This is a genomic window from Rathayibacter sp. VKM Ac-2927 (genome assembly GCF_022815525.1).
Taxonomy (GTDB): Bacteria; Actinomycetota; Actinomycetes; order Actinomycetales; family Microbacteriaceae; genus Rathayibacter; species Rathayibacter festucae.
The window spans coordinates 82,825-100,715 of the sequence record NZ_JALGRT010000006.1 but is presented as its reverse complement, the minus strand read 5'-3'; the positions used below and the strand labels follow the sequence as shown (position 1 = coordinate 100,715).

The window sequence follows — 17,891 nt, the reverse complement described above, 5'->3', positions numbered from 1 at the left end:
CTCGCCGGGGTCGCGTCGGCGGGTAGCGTCCCGCCCATGAACTCCCCGTCTCCCGCCGCCGGTGCGCGCATGGCCGACCTCGCGCCCGAGGAGCGGCCGCGCGAGCGGCTCCGCGCCCGCGGTCCCGAGGCGCTGACCGACGCGGAGACGCTCGCCGTGCTGATCGGCAGCGGGGTCCGCGGGGCGAACGCGACCGTCGTCGCGCAGCGCCTGCTCGCACGCTTCGGCGGCATCGACGCGGTGTCGCGGGCGGGCGTCGCCGACCTCGTGCGACAGCGCGGCGTCGGCGAGGTCGCCGCCTGCCGCATCGTCGCGTCCTTCGAGCTGCGGCGGAGGATGAACCGCGCGGGGCGGGCCGCGCGCGTCGTCGACGCGGCCGGCCTCGCCGAGCTGGTGACGCCGCTGCTCGCCGCACGGCCGACCGAGACCGTGCTCGCCGTCGCGCTGACCGCCGTCGGGGCCGTCCGCGACGTGATCGCGCTCGCCGACGGACCGCCCACCCACGCGGAGGTGCCGGTGGCCGAGATCCTCGCCGAGGTCCTGGCGCGGGGTGCGGCCGGGGTCGGCCTCGCGCACAGCCACGCCGGCGCGGCGGACGTCCTCCCCTCCGACCTCGCCGCGACCCGGGCGCTCGCTGAGGCGTGCGCGCCCTGCGGGCTGCGGTTCGTCGCGCACGTCGTCGTCGGCGCAGACGGCTGGCGGGAGGCGCCGCCGTAGCAGCCGCGGACGTTCGTGCAAGCCCCTGACCGGCCACCCTTCCGCCCCGCGACGGCGGCGTAGCGTGGACGACGCCCCCACCCCCTCTCGAGCAGGAGTCCCCATGCGAGCAACGATCATCCACGGCGAGCGCGACGTCCGACTCGAGGAGGTGCCCGACCCCGTGCTCTCGACCGGCCGCGACGCGATCGTGCGCGTCACTGCCGCGTGCGTCTGCGGCTCCGACCTCTGGCCGTACCGCGGCGTCACCCCGACGAAGGAGGCGCACCGCATCGGCCACGAGTTCGTCGGCGTCGTCGAGGAGATCGGCGACGACGTGCACGACATCGCGGTCGGCGACTTCGTGATCGCGCCCTTCTACGTCTGCGACGGCACCTGTGCCAACTGCGCGAACGGCGTCTCGACCTCCTGCCTCACCGGCGGCTGGTGGGGCGCCGAGGTCGGCGAGCAGGGCTTCGCCGACGGCGCGCAGGGCGAGAAGGTCCGCGTCCCGCTCGCCGACGGCACGCTCTTCCCGGTCGGCACCGACATCGACCCGACGCTGATCCCGAGCCTGCTCACCCTCGCCGACGTGATGGGCACCGGTCACCACGCCGCCGTCTCGGCCGGCGTCACCGCCGGCTCCACGGTCGCGGTCGTCGGCGACGGCGCGGTCGGCCTCTGCGCCGTGCTCGCGGCCAAGCGCCTCGGCGCGACCACGATCATCGCGATGTCGCGGCACGAGTCCCGCCAGGCGCTCGCCACCCGCTTCGGCGCGACCCACATCGTCGACACGCGCGGCGACGAGGGCGTGGCCCGCGTCCGCGAGCTCACCGACGGCATCGGCGCGGACTGCGTCCTGGAGTGCGTCGGCACCAAGGAGTCGATGCAGCAGGCGCTCGACTCGGCCCGCCCCGGCGGCATGGTCGGCTACGTCGGCGTCCCCAACGGCGGCCCGGAGCTGCCCGTGCGCCAGTTGTTCGGCTCGAACGTCGGCGTCAACGGCGGCGTCGCCCCGGTCCGCGGCTACATGGCGGAGCTGCTGCCCGACGTGCTCAGCGGCGCGATCGAGCCGGGCCTCGTCTTCGACCTGGAGCTGCCGCTCGAGGAGATCGCCGAGGCGTACGCCGCGATGGACGAGCGCCGCGCGATCAAGACCCTCGTGCGGCCGTAGCGGGAGCCGGTCGTGCGCATCGAGGTCGAGACGTCCCGCGGCGTCGTCGCCGGAGTCGCGGAGGACGGCGTCGCCCGGTTCCTCGGCGTCCCCTTCGCCGCGGCGCCGGTGGGCGACCGCCGGTTCCGCGCGCCCGAGCCGCGGGCGCCGTTCGACGGCGTCTTCGAGGCGGACGTGTACGGGGCGACGCCTCAGCGCGGCCGCCCGTTCGAGTTCACGACCATCCCCGAGCACTCGATCCCGGGCGAGGACACGCTGACCCTGAACGTGTTCGCCCCGGCTGAGCCGGCCGGCTCGCTGCCCGTGCTCGTCTACCTGCACGGCGGCGGCTACGTCACCGGAGCGGCCTCGAGCGACTGGCACGACGGCTCGGCGTTCGCGCGCGACGGCGTGATCGTCGTGACCGCCGCCTACCGGCTGGGGGTCGACGGCTTCGGCGTCGTCGAGGGCGACGCGAACCGCGGCGTCCGCGACTGGCTGGCCGCCCTCGAGTGGGTCCGCGAGAGCATCGGCGCGTTCGGCGGCGACCCCGGCCGGGTCACGATCGCGGGCCAGTCCGCGGGCGGCGGCGCCGTGCTCACCCTGCTCGGCTGCGCCGAGGCGCAGCCGCTCTTCGCGCGCGCCGTCGCGATCTCGCCGACCGATCGCAGCGTCCCGATCGAGGAGGCGGAGGAGCAGCTCACCGCCTTCGCGCACGCCCTCGGCGTCGAGCCCACCCGCGCCGCGCTCGCCTCGCTCGACGAGGACGGGCTCTCCGAGACCGCCGCCCTCACGATGATGCCCGGCTCAGGTCACGCGATCGTCTTCGCGCCGGTCTCGGGCGACGCGCTCCTGCCCCTGCCCGTGTCCGAGGCGACCGCGACGACCGGCCTCGACAAGCCGCTCCTGATCGGGTCCACCGCCGACGAGTTCGACAGCCCGCGCCTCGAGCGCGACCCCGGGGCGGCGCCCCGCACGACCGACCTGCTGTTCCGCCGCGCGGTGCTGCAGGCGGCGCGGAACCGTGCCGCAGGACCGGCGCCGACCTGGCTCTACGCCTTCGACCGGCTCTCGCCCGCGACCGGCGGCGCGTCGCACTGCCTCGACCTGCCGTTCTTCTTCGACCACCTCGACGCCGAGGCGACCGCCCGCGTCCTGGGCGAGGACCCGCCCGCGGCGCTCGCCACGGTGATGCACGGCGAGCTGGTGGCCTTCGTCCGGGGCGAGGAGCTGCCCTGGCCGCCGGCGCACGGCGCGGAGGGAGACGCGGTGCGCGTCTACGACGTCGAGTCGGCGGTCGTGCCCGGCCACTACGACGACGTGCTGCCGCTCGTCACGGACCCGCGGGCATGAGCGGGTCCGCGCGCGGCGCCGCACCTCGCTTCCATCCCGATCTCGCGCTCGGCCGCCTCGTCCCGCCGATCGTGCTCGGACCGCGGCTGCTCCGCCTCGCCACCCGTCGCACCGCCGTCGGCGGGGAGGCGCCGCCCGACCTGCTCGTCGAGGACCTCGAGATCCCGGGGGCGGACGGCGACCCGGTCCCGGTCCGCAGCTACCGTCCGCGCACCCTCCGCGGCGCCGCGCCCGCGCTGGTCTGGGTGCACGGCGGCGGCATGGTGCTCGGCAGCCGCTTCGACGACGAGGCGTCGAACATCGCCTTCGCCCGCACGCTCGGCATCACCGTCCTCTCGGTCGGCTACCGGCTCGCGCCCGCCCATCCGGCGCCGGCCGCCCTCGAGGACGTGCTGGCCGCGTTCCGCTGGCTCGCCGCGCACGCCGAGGAGCGGGGAGTCGATCCCGAGCGGATCGCGCTGGGCGGCGCGAGTGCGGGCGGCGGGCTGGCCGCAGGAGCGACCCTCCTGGCCCACGACCGCGGCGGAGCGCAGCCCGCGTTCCAGCTGCTCGTCTACCCGATGCTGGACGATCGCACCGTCACCCGACCCGGACCGGTTCCCCGCGGCGTCCGCGTCTGGACGCCGGGCAGCAACCGCTTCGGCTGGACCTCCTACCTCGGCGCCGAGCCCGGCGGCCCCGACGTCTCGCCGTACGCCGCGCCCGCCCGCCGCGACGACCTCTCGGGCCTCCCGCCGGCCTGGATCGGTGTCGGCACCCTCGACCTCTTCCACGACGAGGACGTCCGCTACGCCGAGCGCCTGCGCGCGGCCGGGGTGCCCTGCGAGCTCGAGATCGTCGACGGCGCGTTCCACGGCTTCGACGCCCTCTTCTCCCGCACCGGCGTGGCGAAGCGCTTCTGGGCGGCGAAGGCCGCCGCTCTCGGGGGGGCACTGGGGGTCTGAGGGGCTGCGATCCGGGCCGGACCGGACGGCGGGTCGGGCCGTGCGAGGGGCCGCTGCGCCGGATGGGAGCATGGACGCATGAACATCGACCGCCTCGCCACCCGCTACGAGATCGCCCTGCCCGCCTGGATCGAGGACGCCGTGCGCGACGTCCCCGAGTTCCTGCCCGAGCGCGAGGACCGCATGGCCCTCGTGCACGCCCTCGCCGATCGCAACTTCCGCGAGGGCAACGGCGGCCCGTTCGCCGCGATCGTCGTCGAGCGCGACTCCGGCCGCGTGGTCTCGGTCGGCGTGAACGTGGTCCTGGGCAGCGGAGTCTCCTCCGGCCACGCGGAGGTCACCGCGCTCGGTCTCGCGCAGACCGCGCTCGGCTCCTGGGATCTCGGCGGCGAGGGCCTGCCGGCGCACGAGCTGGTCGTCAACTGGCGGCCGTGCGTGCAGTGCTACGGAGCGACGCTGTGGTCGGGCGTGCGGCGCCTGGTGGTCGCCGGGTCGGGTCCGGAGCTGGAGGAGATCTCCACGTTCGACGAGGGTCCGATGCGCGAGGACTGGGCCGCCCAGTTCGAGGCGCGCGGCATCGAGGTCGTCGACGGCGTGCTCCGCGACGAGGCGCTCGAAGTCTTCCGCGCCTACCGCGCGCATGTCGACGCCGGCGAGGTGCTCGTCTACAACGCCCGCGCCGCGGACTGAGCCCCGCGCCCTGAACGAGCGAGTCGCCCCGAGGGATCCCCGGGGCGGCTCGTCGTGTCGGTGGGCTCGTGCTGTCGGCCGGCTCGTGCCGTCAGTGGTTGCCGGGCGTGTACACGGCGGAGGCGCGCCACCAGTCGTCGAACATCGACAGCGGCACCTGCCGCTTGTGCTCGGTCGCCTGGTACCGGGCCTCGATCGCCTCGGCGACCTCGGTCGCGACGTCGCCGCCCTCGAGGTAGGTGTCGAGGTCGGCGTACACGAGGCCGAGGTTCGACTCGTCCGTCTGACCGGGGTTCTCGTCGAGCAGGTCGGCCGTCGGCGCCTTCTCGTAGAGGCGGGCCGGGGCGTCGAGGTGCTCGAGCAGCGAGCGGCCCTGGCGCTTCGTGAGGCCGGTCAGCGGCAGCACGTCGGCGCCGCCGTCGCCGAACTTGGTGAAGAAGCCGGTCACCGCCTCCGCCGCGTGGTCGGTGCCGACGACGAGCATTCCCGCCTGGCCGGCGATCGCGTACTGCGCGACCATCCGGGCACGCGCCTTGACGTTGCCCTTGACGAAGTCCGAGATCGGCTCTCCGACGGCGTCGCCGAACGCGGAGGCGATGCCGTCGACCCCGGCGTGGATGTCGAAGGTCACCTGGCGGTCCGGCCGGATGAAGGTCAGCGCGAGCTGCGCGTCCTCCTCGTCGGCCTGCACCCGGTAGGGCAGCCGCACCGCGATGAAGGAGGCGTCGCCGCCCTCCGCGCGCACCTGCTCGACCGCGAGCTGGCAGAGCCGGCCGGCCAGGCTCGAGTCCTGCCCGCCGCTGATGCCGAGCACGAGGCCCTTGGCCCCGGTGTGCCGGAGGTAGTCGGCGAGGAAGCCGCTGCGCCGCTCGACCTCGGCGGCCGGGTCGACGGTGGGGGAGACGTGGAGCTCGGAGATGATTCGCTGCTGGACATCGCGCACGCCTCAACGCTACTCCCGATGCCGCCGCCCCGCCCCGCTTCGGAGCCGACCGCGAGCCTCAGTCGGCGCACACCGTCCTGCAGGTCGGGTGGCCCCGTCCGGGCGCACACGTGCCGGGTCGAGCAGCCCCGCCCGCACACCCCCATGCTGGTCGAGCAGCCCCGCCCGCAGACATGCTGGTCGAGCAGCCCCGCTGGGGCGTATCGAGACCGGCCGTCCTCAGCAGGACGGGTCTGCAGACTCGCCCTTCTGACGCCGGTGGATCTCGATGCGCCCGCTCCGCGGGCAACTCGATCAGCATGCCGGGGGCCCGCCGCGCGGGCTGCTGATCCGGGAGATCCTCGAACGGACCCGCGAGGGGCCTCCTGTTCGAGACAGGCCCCCGCACACGTCCACTCGACGGTGCCGACCTGCGCGAGTGGACGCACATCGGGCTCTCCACAGCTACCGGACCCCTTCGCGGGTCCGCTCGCCGACCCGCCTCCGGCGCGTCCGGCGCGCCCATGCTGATCGAGTAGCCGACGGAGGCGGCGCCCCATGCTGGTCGAGTAGCCGACGGAGGCGGCGCCCCATGCTGGTCGAGTAGCCGCCGGAGGCGGCGTATCGAGACCCACCCTGCTGGACGCGGCGCCCGCGCGTCTCAGCCGCGTGCGGCGACGATGCGGGCGATCCGCTCCGGGACCGTGTCGTCCTGGAGGCTCGTGACGTCGCCGAGGGCGCGGCCGTCGCGGATGTCGCCGAGGAGGCGGCGCATGATCTTGCCCGAGCGGGTCTTGGGCAGGTCGGGGACGACGACCACGTCGCGCGGCTTCGCGATCGGGCCGATCGCCGTCGCGACGTGCTCGCGCAGCGCCTGCGACAGGTCGGCCTCGAGCGCCGTCCAGTAGGCGGGATTCTCCTCGGCGCGGTCGATCGCCTCGTCGGAGGGGATCACGAACGCCGCGATCGCCTGACCGGTCGTCGCGTCCTCTACGCCGACCACGCCGGCCTCGCCGACCGCCGGGTGCGCCACCAGGGCGGACTCGATCTCGATGGTCGAGAGCCGGTGCCCCGAGACGTTGATGACGTCGTCGACCCGGCCGAGCACCCAGATGTCGCCGTCGGCGTCGTACTTCGCGCCGTCGCCGGAGAAGAAGTAGCCGCGGTCGGCGTAGCGGGCCCAGTAGGAGTCGCGGTACCGCTCCGGGTTCCCCCAGACCGTCCGGGCGAGGGCCGGGCCGGTGCGGTCGACCACGAGGTAGCCGCCGGAGCCGTTCGGCACCCGCTCGCCCGCCTCGTCGACGACGAGGGCGCCGAGGCCCGGCAGGGCGCCCAGCGAGGAGCCGGGCTTGAGGGTCGAGACGCCCGGCAGCGGGCACATCACGGCCGCGCCCGTCTCGGACTGCCACCAGGTGTCGACGATCGGGCAGCGTCCGCCGCCGATCCGCTCGTGGAACCACACCCAGGCCTCGGGGTTGATCGACTCGCCGACCGTGCCCAGCAGTCGGAGGCTGGAGAGGTCGTACTCGGACGGCACGCCCTCCGGGAACCAGGTCATCAGCGTCCGGATCAGGGTCGGCGCCGTGTAGTAGACGGTGACGCCGTAGCGCTCGATGATCTCGAAGTGCCGCGCGGTGTGCGGGGTGTTCGGCGTGCCCTCGTAGATGACCTGGGTGAGCCCGTTCGAGAGCGGACCGTAGATCTCGTAGGTGTGCGCCGTGACCCAGGCCAGGTCGGCGGTGCACCAGTGCACGTCGTCCGGCTTCGCGTCGAAGACGGCCCAGTGCGTCCAGGACGCCTGGGTCAGGTAGCCGCCGCTGGTGTGCACGAGGCCCTTCGGCTTCCCGGTCGTGCCCGAGGTGTAGATGATGAACAGCGGCGTCTCCGCGTCGAAGGCCTCGGCCTCGTGCACGTCGCTCTGCCCGTCGACGACGTCGTGCCACCAGACGTCGCGGCCCTCGGTCCAGGGAAGGTCCGGCGTCTCGTCGCCGGTGCGGCGGACGACGAGCACGTGCTCGATCGACGCGACGCCGGCGACCGCGTGATCGGCGTTCGCCTTCACCGGCACGGCGACACCGCGCCGGAACTGGCCGTCGGTCGTGACGAGCAGCTTCGCGCCGGTGTCCTCGACGCGGAAGCGCACCGCCTCGGCGGAGAAGCCGCCGAAGACGAGGGAGTGGATCGCGCCGATCCGCGCGATCGCGAGAGTGATCACGACGGTCTCGGGGATCACCGGGAGGTAGACGACGACGCGGTCGCCCTTCCCGATGCCCAGCGCGGTGAGCGCGTGCGCGGCGCGGGCCACCTCGCGCTGCAGCTCGGCGTAGCTGATCGAGCGCCGGTCGCCGCGCTCGCCCTCGAAGTGCAGGGCGATCTTGTCGCCGCGGCCCGCGTCGACGTGCCGGTCGACGCAGTTGACGGCGACGTTGAGCGTGCCGCCCTCGAACCAGGTCGCGCGCGGGACCGACAGCGTGCCGTCCTCCTGCGGGACAGCCGGCTCCCAGCGGTGCGCGGTGTGCCAGGGCTCGACCCAGTCGAGGCGCCGGGCGGCCTCCTCCCAGAACGCCACCGGGTCGGCGGCGGCGCGGGCGTGCTCGCCGGGGCCGACGTTCGCCTGCGCGGCGAAGGCCTCGGGCGCCGGGAAGCGGCGGGACTCCTCGAGCAGGTTCGCGATCGTCTCGCTCATCGGCGGGCCTCCGTGGTCGTCGTGCCGGTCGTGGGACGCGCCGTGCCGGTCATCCTCACGCCCACTTCCGGATCGCGTAGCGCTGGAACACGCCGACGATCGAGTCGGTCAGCTTGCCCAGCACCGCCAGCAGGATGATCGCGAGGAAGACGCGGTCGATGCGCCCGTTGCTCTGACTGTCGGTCAGGCGGAAGCCCAGGCCCATCGACGAGGCGATCAGCTCGGCGGCGACCAGGAACAGCCACGACTGCGCGAGCGCCAGGCGCAGCCCGGCGATCACCGAGGGGATCACGGCCGGCAGCTGCACCGCGGTGAACAGCCGCACCCCCGAGAGCCCGAACGCCCGGCCCGCCTCGACGAGCTGCCGGTCGACGTGGCCGAGGGCGGTCGCGACGGTGGTGAAGACGGGGAAGAACGCGCCGATCGTGATCAGCGTGATCTTCGACTCCTCGCCGATCCCCATCCAGAGCAGCAGCAGCGGCACCCAGGCCAGCGACGGCACCGCGCGGATCGCGCCGAGCGTCGGTGCCAGCACGACCTCCCACACCCGGGAGAGCCCGAAGAGCGCGCCGACCAGCAGCCCCAGCGCGGAGCCCAGGCCGAAGCCGATCAGCACCCGCTGGGTCGAGATCGCGACGTCCTGCCCGAGGTCGCCGCGCTGCGCGAGATCGACCGCCGCCGCCCAGACCATCGCCGGCGACGGGAACACCGAGACCGACACCATCCCGGTGGTCGTGACGATCTGCCAGGCCGCGAGCAGCAGCACCGGGAGGATCGCCCCGCCCACGACCAGGAACCAGCGCCGCGAGGTGAGCGGCCGGGCGTGCGCCGCCTCGTCGTCGCGGAGCCGCTTCAGCGACGCCTCGACGCTCGGCCCGACCACGGCGGTGCCGACCGCGCCGGGCGCCTGCACGAGCCCGGTGCTCCGGCGCACGAGGTCGGCGTCGGTCACGGTCTCGTCGTCGCGTGTCGCCATCGTCGTCTCCTCGGTCGGTGTCGCGGTCGGTGCTGTCGCGGGTCGGTCTGTCCCGGGTCGGTGCTGTCGTGCTGTGGTCGTGCGGGCGTCAGGAGCGCCGTCAGGCGATCGCGGACGGGTCGGCCGCCGTGGCGTACGTGTCGTCGATCAGCGAGTCGAGGGCCGCGTCGACCTGCTCCTGCGTGGCGACGTCGCCGTTCGCGACGAAGATCGGGCCGATGATGGCGAGCACGTCGGTCTGGGCCGAGCCGGGGACGTTGTCGACGTCGAGGTTGCTGCGCTCGGAGATCACCGTGGTGGCCACGGCGACGTCGAGCCCGGCGACGGACGCGAGGATGCTCGCCGTCTCCTCCTGGTTCTCCAGGGCCCAGGCGCGGGCGTGCTCGTAGGCGTTCACGACGGTCTGCGCGAGGTCGGGCTTGGCCGCGAGGAAGCTCTCGGTGGCGTTGAGCAGCCCGTAGGAGTTGAAGTCGACGTTGCGGTAGAGCAGGGTCGCGCCGGCCGCCTCCGCGCCCGCCATGATCGGGTCGAGTCCGGCCCAGGCGTCGACCGAGCCGTTCTGCAGCGCGGCCCAACCGTCGGCGTGCTGCAGGTTCTGCACGGTGACGTCGTCGATGCTCAGGCCGGCGGCCTCGAGCGCCTGCACCAGGAAGAAGTAGGGGTCGGTGCCGCTGGTGGCCGCGATCTGCTTGCCGGCGAGCTGCTCGACGCTGGTGATCGCCGAGCCGGCGGGCACGACGAGGGCGGACCACTCCGGCTGGGAGAAGATGTCGATCGTCCTGATCGGCGAGCCGTTCGAGCGCGCGAGCAGCGCGGCCGAGCCGGCCGTCGAGCCGATGTCGATCGCCCCGGCGCGCAGGGCCTCGTTGGCCTTGTTCGAGCCGGCCGACTGCACCCAGGTGACCGTCACGTCCTGCTCGGCGAGGGCGTCCTCGAGCCAGCCCTTCTCCTTGATGACCAGGCTCAGCGGGTTGTAGGTCGCGAAGTCGAGCGTCAGCGTGCCGCCCTGGGTCTTCGCGGTCGAGCCGGCGGAGGCGGCGGGCTCCGCGGCCGCGCCGCCGCCGCCCTCGCCCTGGACGCAGCCCGCGAGGAGCGGGACCGCGGCGGCGGTGAGCAGGCCCGCGAGCGCGGTGCGGCGGGTGAGCGGGGAGGTGCTGAACGACGGGAACGACATGGGGGCCTCGACTTCGGTGCGGTGGCGGGAGTGGGACGAGTGTGCGGGAGCGGACGGACGGGATGTCCGCGAGCGGTGGGATCCGTGGACGGAGGGCGGGATCGGCGCCTGGGGAGGAGAGGAAGGAGGGGCGCAGCGGCCTAGTGCCGCTCGATCCCGAGCCCCTCGAGCAGCTCGACCCGCCGCTCGGCGAGCTCGGCGGACCCGCGGTCGCGGGGCCGCGCACCGGGGACCGTCATGATCTGCCGGATGCGCGAGACGCCGCCCGGCTCGTCGCGGCCGAGCAGCACGATGCGGTCGGCCAGCTGGAGCGCCTCGTCCACGTCGTGGGTGACGAGCAGGATCGTCGCGGGGGCGGCCGCGTGCACCTCGAGCAGCAGGTCCTGCATCCGCAGGCGGGTCAGCGCGTCGAGCGCGCCGAACGGCTCGTCCAGCAGCAGCACGCCCGGGTTGCGGGCGAGCGCGCGGGCGAGCGAGGCGCGCTGCGCCATCCCGCCGGACACCTCGCGCGGCCGGGAGCCGGCGTGTGCGGTCAGGCCGACGAGCGAGAGCAGCTCGTCGACGGCGGTGCGGCCGGCCTCGCGCGAGGTGCCGCGCGGGAGCCCGAGCGCCACGTTCGCCGCGAGGGAGCGCCAGGGCAGCAGCCGCGGCTCCTGGAACGCGACCGCGCAGCGCGGATCGATGCCGGAGACCGACGACCCGTCGATCAGCACCGTTCCGGCGCTCGCCGTGTCCAGGCCGGCGGCGATCCGCAGCAGCGTCGACTTGCCGCAGCCGCTCGGGCCGAGGATCGCGATCACCTCGCCGGCGCGCACGTCGAGCGAGACGTCGGCGAGCACGGGGGCGCCCGGGGCGAAGGTGCGGCCGACCCCGTCGAAGCGCACCGGGAACGCCGACTGGCCGAGCGCGGCGTCGAAGGCCAGGCTCGTGCGGGCGGGGGTTCCGGTCATGAGGGCTCCGAGGCGGGGCGGGCGGGCGGACCGTCCGATCGTACGGACGAGCGCCGACTCATCCGATTCCGTGATGAAACGCGGAGTAACACAAGCGCCCCTTGCATGACGAAGGCCCCGCCGGCACCGCGCAGCGGCGGCCGACGGGGCCTCGGGGGAGCGGACTACGCCTGGACGAGCACGAGCTCCTCGAGCGGCAGGCGCGTGCGGGGAGCGGTCTCGCGCTCGCGGAGCACGTCGTTCTCGAGCGCGTCGGGGCTGGCGAGCACGCCCACGGCGGCGACGGTCACCGGGTCGAAGCGCGCGTCGACGCCGAACGCCGTGCGGATCCCGTCCTTGTCGAAGCCGGCCATCTGGTGCACGTGCAGCCCCTCGTGGTGCGCCTGCACGCTGAGGTGGGCGACGGCCTGGCCGAGGTCGTAGACGGCCCACGGGCGCGCCTCGCCCTTCTCGTCGACCGTCTCGGCGAGCGCGACGATCAGCGCGGCGGCCGAGCCGGCCCAGGCGGCGTTGAAGCCGACGAGGGTGCCGACGATGCTGTCGAACTCCGGAGTGCCGCGGCGCGCGACGATGAAGCGCGACGGCTGCGAGTTGCCGGCCGAGGGGGACCAGCGGGCGGCCTCGAGCAGCGCGGTCAGCGTCTCGTCCGCGATCGCCGCGGAGGCGTCGTAGGAGCGGGGGCTCCAGCGCTCGGCGAGGACGTCCAGGATCGGGGCGCTGGTCGAGGCGGTGCGGGTGGCGGTGTCGGTCATGGGGTGCTTCTCTCCGGAGATGGCTGAACAGGGCGGGCCTCGTCGCCCGAGGGACCCAACCGCAGGAGCTCCGCCGGCATTCCCGCTCGTCGCGCCGACCGGCCGTTCGCCCACGGAGGAGCACGGGGTCCTGTCGGTGCGGAACGGTACCCTGGAGAGCGGCGTGCTTCCCCGCGCGCGACAACTCACCACTCTGATGGAGGATCATCCATGGCCCAGCACTTCGACGTCGTCGTCCTGGGGGCAGGCCCCGGTGGATACGTGGCCGCGATCCGTGCCGCCCAGCTCGGCAAGTCCGTCGCCATCGTCGAGAAGAAGTACTGGGGCGGTGTCTGCCTCAACGTGGGCTGCATCCCCTCCAAGGCGCTGCTGCGCAACGCGGAGCTCGCCCACATCTTCCACGCGCAGGCGAAGCAGTTCGGCATCTCGGGCGACGTCTCCTTCGACTTCGGCGTGGCCTTCGACCGCAGCCGCACCGTTGCGGACGGACGCACCAAGGGCGTCCACTTCCTGATGAAGAAGAACAAGATCACCGAGTTCGACGGCACCGGCTCCTTCACCGGCCCGCAGGGCCTCGACGTGCAGCTCACCAAGGGCGGCTCCGAGTCGCTGACCTTCGACGACGCGATCATCGCGACCGGCGCGAGCGTCCGCCTCCTCCCCGGCGTCGAGCTCTCCGAGAACGTCGTCACCTACGAGACCCAGATCATGACCCGCGAGCTGCCCGACACGATGGCCATCGTGGGCGCCGGCGCGATCGGCATGGAGTTCGCCTACGTCCTGAAGAACTACGGCGTCGACGTGACGATCATCGAGTTCATGGACCGCGCCCTCCCCAACGAGGACCCGGACGTCTCCAAGGAGATCCAGAAGCAGTACAAGAAGCTCGGCGTCGAGATCCTCACCTCGACCAAGGTCGAGTCGGTCGTCGACAAGGACGGCTACGTCACCGTCACCTACACCGGCAAGGACGGCACGCAGTCGACCCTCGAGGTCGACAAGGTCCTCATGTCGATCGGCTGGGTCCCCCGCGTCGAGGGCTTCGGCCTCGAGAAGACGGGCGTCGAGGTCACCGAGCGCGGCGCCATCGGCATCGACGAGTACATGCGCACCAACGTCCCGCACATCTACGCGATCGGCGACGTCACCGCCAAGCTGCAGCTCGCGCACGTCGCGGAGGCGCAGGGCGTCGTCGCCGCCGAGACCATCGCCGGGGCCGAGACCCAGACCCTCGGCGACTACCGGATGATGCCGCGCGCCACGTTCTGCCAGCCGCAGATCGCCTCCTTCGGACTCACCGAGAAGCAGGCGACGGACGAGGGCCACGAGATCACCGTCTCGACCTTCCCGTTCATGGCCAACGGCAAGGCGCACGGCCTCGGCGAGCCGACCGGCTTCGTCAAGCTCATCGCGAGCAAGCAGTACGGCGAGCTCCTCGGCGCCCACATGATCGGCCCGGACGTGTCCGAGCTGCTCCCCGAGCTCACGCTCGCGCAGAAGTGGGACCTCACCGCGACCGAGCTGGCTCGCAACGTGCACACCCACCCGACGCTGTCGGAGGCGCTCCAGGAGGGCTTCCACGGCCTCAAGGGCCACATGATCAACATGTAGCTCCCCGCACAACCTGCACCGCGCGCCCCGGCTCGCGGCCGCACCTGCTCCGGCTCGCAGGATCCGCCTCGGCTCGCCCGATCGCGTGGATCCTGCGAGCCGGAGATCCCGTCCCGAGCCGTATCGCGTCTCGACGAGCCCGGCTCGGGGCCGCCGCTAGCGTGGACGGATGGACCCGCGACTCCTCGACCGACTCGCCGCCGACGCCTGGCCGCCCCTCGAGCGCCGCGCGCTCGGCGGCTGGCGGCTGCGCGCGGCCGGCGGCGTCACGAAGCGCGCCAACTCGGTGCTCACCTCCGGTCCCGTCGAGGACGTGGACCAGGCGATCACCGCAGCGGAGGAGTTCGCGCGCGAGCAGGCGATCCCGCCGCTCTTCCAGCTCGGCCCCGCGACGCTCCCCGCCGACCTGCCCGAGCGGCTCGCCCGCCGCGGCTACGCCGGGCACGAGCGCACCCTCGTCCTCACCGGCTCCGTGGCGGAGGCGCTCGCCGCGCTCGGTCCCGCCGCCCCGGAGGACGCAGAGCAAGTCGAGACGACGGAGGCGCCCGGTGAGGAGTGGCTGTCGCTCTGGTGGTCGGTCGACGGCCGCGGCGGCGACGCCGAGCGCGGGATCGCCGAGCGGATCCTCGCGGGCTGCGACTCGGCCTACGCCCTGCTGCGGGACGGGAGCGGCCCCGCCGCCTGCGGCCGGCTCTCCTGGGCGACCGCCGAGGACGGCGAATCCTGGTGCGGTCTCTTCGCGCTGGCCACGCGCCCGGACGCGCGCCGCCGCGGCCACGCCGCCACGGTCCTCCGCGCCCTGCTCGAGCAGGCCGCCGCCCGAGGCGTCGACCGCCTGTGGATCCAGGTGCTCGCCGACAACGCCGCCGCCCGCCGCCTCTACGCGTCCCTCGGCTGCCGCGAGTCCTCGCACTACGAGTACTGGCGCGGCTGACCGTCCCCTCCCTCCCGCAAGATGCCACTTGTGCACGCGACACGCCGTGGAACGCGTGCACAAGTGGCATCTCGCGGCGGGGGATCAGCCGGCGATGACCGCGCGCGCCACGGCCTCGGCGCGGGCCGCGTCGCCCGTGACGAGCACGCGCCACCACGTGTCGTCGGCCAGCACGTCGACCTCGCACGAGCCGCCGCCGCAGCCCGAGAGCGCGCGGTCGCCGAGGCCGTCGAGCGGAGTCAGGGTGACGGCGAGCCCCGTCGTCAGGGACAGATTGCGCCAGCCGTCCTCGCCGTACGGCAGCACGTCGACACTCAGGCCTGCGTAGCTGCTGCTGGTCGCGTCGGTCCAGGTGCACGAGGCGTAGCCCGCGCGGGCGGCGGCCGCTCCGGAGGCGGTCGACGGCGCGACGCCCTCGGTCCCGCTCCCCGGGGTCGCGTCCACGAGCCCGGCCGTCGCGGCCAGCTGCTCGCCGGTCAGCACCTCGGCGCAGGCGGGTGCGGTCGCGGTCACCGGCTCGTCGAGCCGACCGCCGGCCGCCGCGGCGGTCGCCGTGGCGAGGGCCGCGAGGTCGGCGTCGGCCGGCGAGCCGGTCAGCGCGAGCGTCACCCAGGTCGAGCCGGTGAGCAGATCGACGGAGCAGATCTCGACCGAGCAGGCGCTGTAGGCCTCGACGTCGGTCGCGAGTCGCGTTCCCCCGGAGAGACCGGCCGCGGCGAACGCGTCCGCGGCGTCCTCGGCGGCCGAGGCGGTGATCGACGCCGTGCCGTCCTCCTCGTACCAGGCGCAGGTCAGCAGCCCGCCGTTCTCCTGCGCCGACTCGCGGATCAGCTCGGCCGAGGAGCGCACCGTCTCGTCCCGCGTGCCCTCGAGCGAGCCGGCCGCGACCCCGAGGGCGCTCGACGCGCGTGCGACCGGCAGCAGGGCGTCGCAGTCGAGCCGGGCGGCGGAGGAGCGGCTCGGGGTCGGCGACGCGGACGTGGAGGCAGGAGGAGTCGCAGAGGCCGTCGCGGACGCCGTCCCGCTCGCCTCCGGCTCGGCCGCCGTGCAGCCCGCGAGCAGGGCGGCCGCGACGAGCAGCGCCGCCCCGGTCCCGACGGCGCGCGCCCTCACGCGGCCAGCTCGCGCTCGATCGCCGCCGTGAACGCGTCGATGTCGTCCTCGCTCGTGTCGAACGAGCAGACCCAGCGCACCTCGCCGGTCGCCGGGTTCCAGTCGTAGAAGCGGTAGGCGGCGCGCAGCCGGTCCGCGACCCCCGCCGGCAGGGTCGCGAACACCGCGTTCGCCTGCGTCGGCTGGGTGAAGGCGAGCCCGGTGATCCGCCCGGCGGCCACGGCCTCGTCCAGCTGCGAGCGCAGCCGCGCCGCCATCGCGTTCGCGTGCCGCGCCGAGCGCAGCCAGAGCGGCTCCGCCTCGCCGTCCTCGCCGAGCATCGCGAGCAGCTGCGCCGAGAGGAAGCGCATCTTCGAGGACAGCTGCATGTTGGTCTTGCGGAGGAACGTCAGCCCGCTGGACGCCTCGGGGTCGAGCACGACGATCGCCTCGCCGAGCAGCATGCCGTTCTTGGTGCCGCCGAAGGACAGGACGTCGACTCCGGCGTCGCTGGTGAAGGCGCGCAGGGGCAGCCCGAGGGCCGCTCCGGCGTTCGCGATCCGCGCTCCGTCCATGTGGAGCCGCATCCCCCGTTCGTGGGCCTGGTCGGCCAGCGCGCGGACCTCCTCCGGCGTGTAGACCGTGCCGAGCTCGGTCGACTGCGTGATCGAGACGACCAGCGGCTGGGCGCGGTGCTCGTCGCCGAAGCCCCAGGCCTGCTCGTCCACGAGCGCGGGCGTGAGCTTGCCGTCGGGGCTCTCGACGGTGAGGATCTTGATCCCGCCGACCTTCTCGGGGGCCCCGCCCTCGTCCGAGTTGATGTGCGCGGTTCCGGCCGAGACGACCGCCCCCCAGCGGGGCAGCATCGACTGCAGACCGGTCACGTTCGCCCCGGTTCCGTTGAAGACGGGGAAGGCCTCGGCCTGCTCGCCGAACTCGCGGCGGAAGACGCGCTGCAGCTCCGCGGTGTAGACGTCCTCGCCGTAGGCGACCTGGTGGGCGCCGTTCGCCGCGGCGATCGCGGCGAGCACCTCCTCGTGCACGCCGGAGTAGTTGTCGGAGGCGAAGCCGCGGAGGTCGGGATCGTGCAGAGCGCTCATCCCCCCATCCTCGCAGCCCGCCGCGGATCGATCCTGGTGGCGGGCGCCGCCGCTCCCTGTGTTTCCGGCATGTGAACGGACCATCCCCTGAAAGCCGATTGCCGTCAAGAAGTTGGTATCGCGTGGGAGGCAGGCCACTCTTGTCCTATGCGCATGGACACTTCGGGGGCGGTCCGCGACATGCCCGCCCCTCCCGGGGTGGACGAGATCGCGGCACGCTTCGGCGACCCCGTCCTCGCGTTCGCCCCGCAGCCCCGCCTCGAGGAGTTCGCGGCGGCGCAGACCATGGCGCTCGGACGCTTCGTCGAGATCTCCCTCTCCTACTCGTTCTTCAAGAATCCGCGCAACCGCGCCGACCCGGTCAACCACGTCCCGCTCACCCCCGAGCAGAAGCGCGCGATCGAGCGCGCCGAGAACGACCACCTCCCGCCGTGGATGGTCGATCAGGTCACGCGGATGCGCTACCCCGTGCTGTGGGAGGCGGTGCGCACCTCCGTGCCGATCCCCGCCGAGCGCAGCCGCCCGCTCGAGTCGCGCCTCGCCGCGCACATGGGCGACGTGCTGAGGAACACCTTCCCCGGCCGCGTCCGCACCCGCCGCGGCGGCATGCCGGTCGTCGCCGCCGCCCTGCGCGACGAGGACGTCGTGCGCGGCGTCCCGGTCGTCGTCGACGGCGAGGCGCTGCGCGGCTACCGCGTCGACACCGACCCCGACGTGGTCGCCATCGGCGCCCGGGTCGACGGCCGCTACATGACCGTCGTGCTCGACAGGAAGATCGTCCCCGACATCCGCATGGAGTTCGTCCGTCGAATCCCGCCACGTCCGGCTCCGGCCCAGCCTCGGCGCTGACGCCCGAAC

Annotated in this window: 16 protein-coding genes; 8 read left to right on the top strand and 8 right to left on the bottom strand. The window is 73.9% G+C overall.

Annotated elements, in window-relative coordinates; all coding sequences use genetic code 11:
• Positions 1-36: 36 nt before the first annotated feature.
• The 5 genes from MT353_RS16985 (at position 37) to MT353_RS16965 (ending at position 4,836) form a co-directional block, all read left to right on the top strand.
• The gene (locus MT353_RS16985; protein WP_243625393.1) at positions 37-717 is read left to right on the top strand and encodes a RadC family protein; all 681 of its coding nucleotides are present in this window, start codon (positions 37-39) and stop codon (positions 715-717) included.
• A 103-nt stretch (positions 718-820) separates the two neighbouring features.
• A complete protein-coding gene (locus tag MT353_RS16980; protein WP_243625392.1) occupies positions 821-1,870 on the top strand; it encodes a zinc-dependent alcohol dehydrogenase family protein in 1,050 nt (349 codons plus the stop codon).
• Positions 1,871-1,882: 12 nt separating this feature from the next.
• The gene (locus MT353_RS16975; RefSeq protein ID WP_243625391.1) at positions 1,883-3,202 is read left to right on the top strand and encodes a carboxylesterase/lipase family protein; all 1,320 of its coding nucleotides are present in this window, start codon (positions 1,883-1,885) and stop codon (positions 3,200-3,202) included.
• Positions 3,199-4,146, top strand: a complete 948-nt coding sequence (locus MT353_RS16970) for an alpha/beta hydrolase fold domain-containing protein (RefSeq protein WP_243625390.1) — start codon at positions 3,199-3,201, stop codon at positions 4,144-4,146. The genes MT353_RS16975 and MT353_RS16970 overlap by 4 nt, the downstream gene beginning before the upstream one ends.
• Positions 4,147-4,224: 78 nt before the next feature.
• The gene (locus tag MT353_RS16965) at positions 4,225-4,836 is read left to right on the top strand and encodes a CMP deaminase (RefSeq protein ID WP_104328596.1); all 612 of its coding nucleotides are present in this window, start codon (positions 4,225-4,227) and stop codon (positions 4,834-4,836) included.
• Between the two features lie 91 nt (positions 4,837-4,927).
• On the opposite strand, the gene nadE is transcribed toward MT353_RS16965, so the two are convergent.
• From nadE to MT353_RS16935, 6 genes are all read right to left on the bottom strand, one after another.
• Positions 4,928-5,779 (bottom strand): ammonia-dependent NAD(+) synthetase, encoded by an 852-nt coding sequence (gene nadE, locus MT353_RS16960; RefSeq protein ID WP_132437378.1) that lies wholly within the window; start codon positions 5,777-5,779, stop codon positions 4,928-4,930.
• Positions 5,780-6,419: 640 nt separating this feature from the next.
• On the bottom strand, positions 6,420-8,444 hold the full coding sequence (gene acs / locus MT353_RS16955) for an acetate--CoA ligase (protein WP_243625389.1): 2,025 nt from the start codon (positions 8,442-8,444) through the stop codon (positions 6,420-6,422).
• 55 nt (positions 8,445-8,499) lie between these two features.
• Complete coding sequence (locus MT353_RS16950; protein WP_243625388.1) at positions 8,500-9,420, bottom strand: ABC transporter permease; 921 nt, start codon at positions 9,418-9,420, stop codon at positions 8,500-8,502.
• 100 nt (positions 9,421-9,520) lie between these two features.
• Complete coding sequence (locus MT353_RS16945; RefSeq protein WP_243625387.1) at positions 9,521-10,594, bottom strand: aliphatic sulfonate ABC transporter substrate-binding protein; 1,074 nt, start codon at positions 10,592-10,594, stop codon at positions 9,521-9,523.
• Positions 10,595-10,734: 140 nt separating this feature from the next.
• Complete coding sequence (locus tag MT353_RS16940; protein WP_123447155.1) at positions 10,735-11,544, bottom strand: ABC transporter ATP-binding protein; 810 nt, start codon at positions 11,542-11,544, stop codon at positions 10,735-10,737.
• A 164-nt stretch (positions 11,545-11,708) separates the two neighbouring features.
• Positions 11,709-12,296 carry a nitroreductase family protein gene (locus MT353_RS16935; RefSeq protein WP_123447154.1) on the bottom strand — a complete coding sequence of 196 codons (588 nt, stop codon included), beginning with the start codon at positions 12,294-12,296 and terminating at the stop codon, positions 11,709-11,711.
• A gap of 210 nt (positions 12,297-12,506) precedes the next feature.
• Here MT353_RS16935 and lpdA point away from each other — a divergent pair, with 210 nt between their 5' ends.
• A complete protein-coding gene (gene lpdA / locus MT353_RS16930; protein ID WP_123706034.1) occupies positions 12,507-13,907 on the top strand; it encodes a dihydrolipoyl dehydrogenase in 1,401 nt (466 codons plus the stop codon).
• A 169-nt stretch (positions 13,908-14,076) separates the two neighbouring features.
• A complete protein-coding gene (locus MT353_RS16925) occupies positions 14,077-14,841 on the top strand; it encodes a GNAT family N-acetyltransferase (protein WP_243625386.1) in 765 nt (254 codons plus the stop codon).
• A gap of 84 nt (positions 14,842-14,925) precedes the next feature.
• Here the strand turns inward: MT353_RS16925 and MT353_RS16920 are convergent, their stop codons facing one another.
• Both MT353_RS16920 and MT353_RS16915 read right to left on the bottom strand, forming a co-directional pair.
• Positions 14,926-15,954, bottom strand: coding sequence for a hypothetical protein (locus MT353_RS16920; RefSeq protein ID WP_243625385.1), 1,029 nt, complete (start codon positions 15,952-15,954; stop codon positions 14,926-14,928).
• On the bottom strand, positions 15,951-17,033 hold the full coding sequence (locus MT353_RS16915; protein ID WP_123706031.1) for a low specificity L-threonine aldolase: 1,083 nt from the start codon (positions 17,031-17,033) through the stop codon (positions 15,951-15,953). Before MT353_RS16915 ends, MT353_RS16920 begins: the two co-directional genes overlap by 4 nt.
• Before the next feature lie 153 nt (positions 17,034-17,186).
• Here MT353_RS16915 and MT353_RS16910 point away from each other — a divergent pair, with 153 nt between their 5' ends.
• Positions 17,187-17,882 (top strand): hypothetical protein, encoded by a 696-nt coding sequence (locus tag MT353_RS16910; protein ID WP_127887847.1) that lies wholly within the window; start codon positions 17,187-17,189, stop codon positions 17,880-17,882.
• Positions 17,883-17,891: the final 9 nt, after the last annotated feature.

Coding starts and splice junctions, on each gene's coding strand:
- MT353_RS16935 (WP_123447154.1), bottom strand. CDS start 12,296: ATGACCGACACCGCCACCCGCACCGCCTCGACCAGCGCCCCGATCCTG.
- MT353_RS16970 (WP_243625390.1), top strand. CDS start 3,199: ATGAGCGGGTCCGCGCGCGGCGCCGCACCTCGCTTCCATCCCGATCTC.
- MT353_RS16945 (WP_243625387.1), bottom strand. CDS start 10,594: ATGTCGTTCCCGTCGTTCAGCACCTCCCCGCTCACCCGCCGCACCGCG.
- acs (WP_243625389.1), bottom strand. CDS start 8,444: ATGAGCGAGACGATCGCGAACCTGCTCGAGGAGTCCCGCCGCTTCCCG.
- MT353_RS16985 (WP_243625393.1), top strand. CDS start 37: ATGAACTCCCCGTCTCCCGCCGCCGGTGCGCGCATGGCCGACCTCGCG.
- MT353_RS16925 (WP_243625386.1), top strand. CDS start 14,077: ATGGACCCGCGACTCCTCGACCGACTCGCCGCCGACGCCTGGCCGCCC.
- MT353_RS16910 (WP_127887847.1), top strand. CDS start 17,187: ATGGACACTTCGGGGGCGGTCCGCGACATGCCCGCCCCTCCCGGGGTG.
- lpdA (WP_123706034.1), top strand. CDS start 12,507: ATGGCCCAGCACTTCGACGTCGTCGTCCTGGGGGCAGGCCCCGGTGGA.
- MT353_RS16915 (WP_123706031.1), bottom strand. CDS start 17,033: ATGAGCGCTCTGCACGATCCCGACCTCCGCGGCTTCGCCTCCGACAAC.
- MT353_RS16940 (WP_123447155.1), bottom strand. CDS start 11,544: ATGACCGGAACCCCCGCCCGCACGAGCCTGGCCTTCGACGCCGCGCTC.
- MT353_RS16980 (WP_243625392.1), top strand. CDS start 821: ATGCGAGCAACGATCATCCACGGCGAGCGCGACGTCCGACTCGAGGAG.
- MT353_RS16965 (WP_104328596.1), top strand. CDS start 4,225: ATGAACATCGACCGCCTCGCCACCCGCTACGAGATCGCCCTGCCCGCC.
- MT353_RS16950 (WP_243625388.1), bottom strand. CDS start 9,420: ATGGCGACACGCGACGACGAGACCGTGACCGACGCCGACCTCGTGCGC.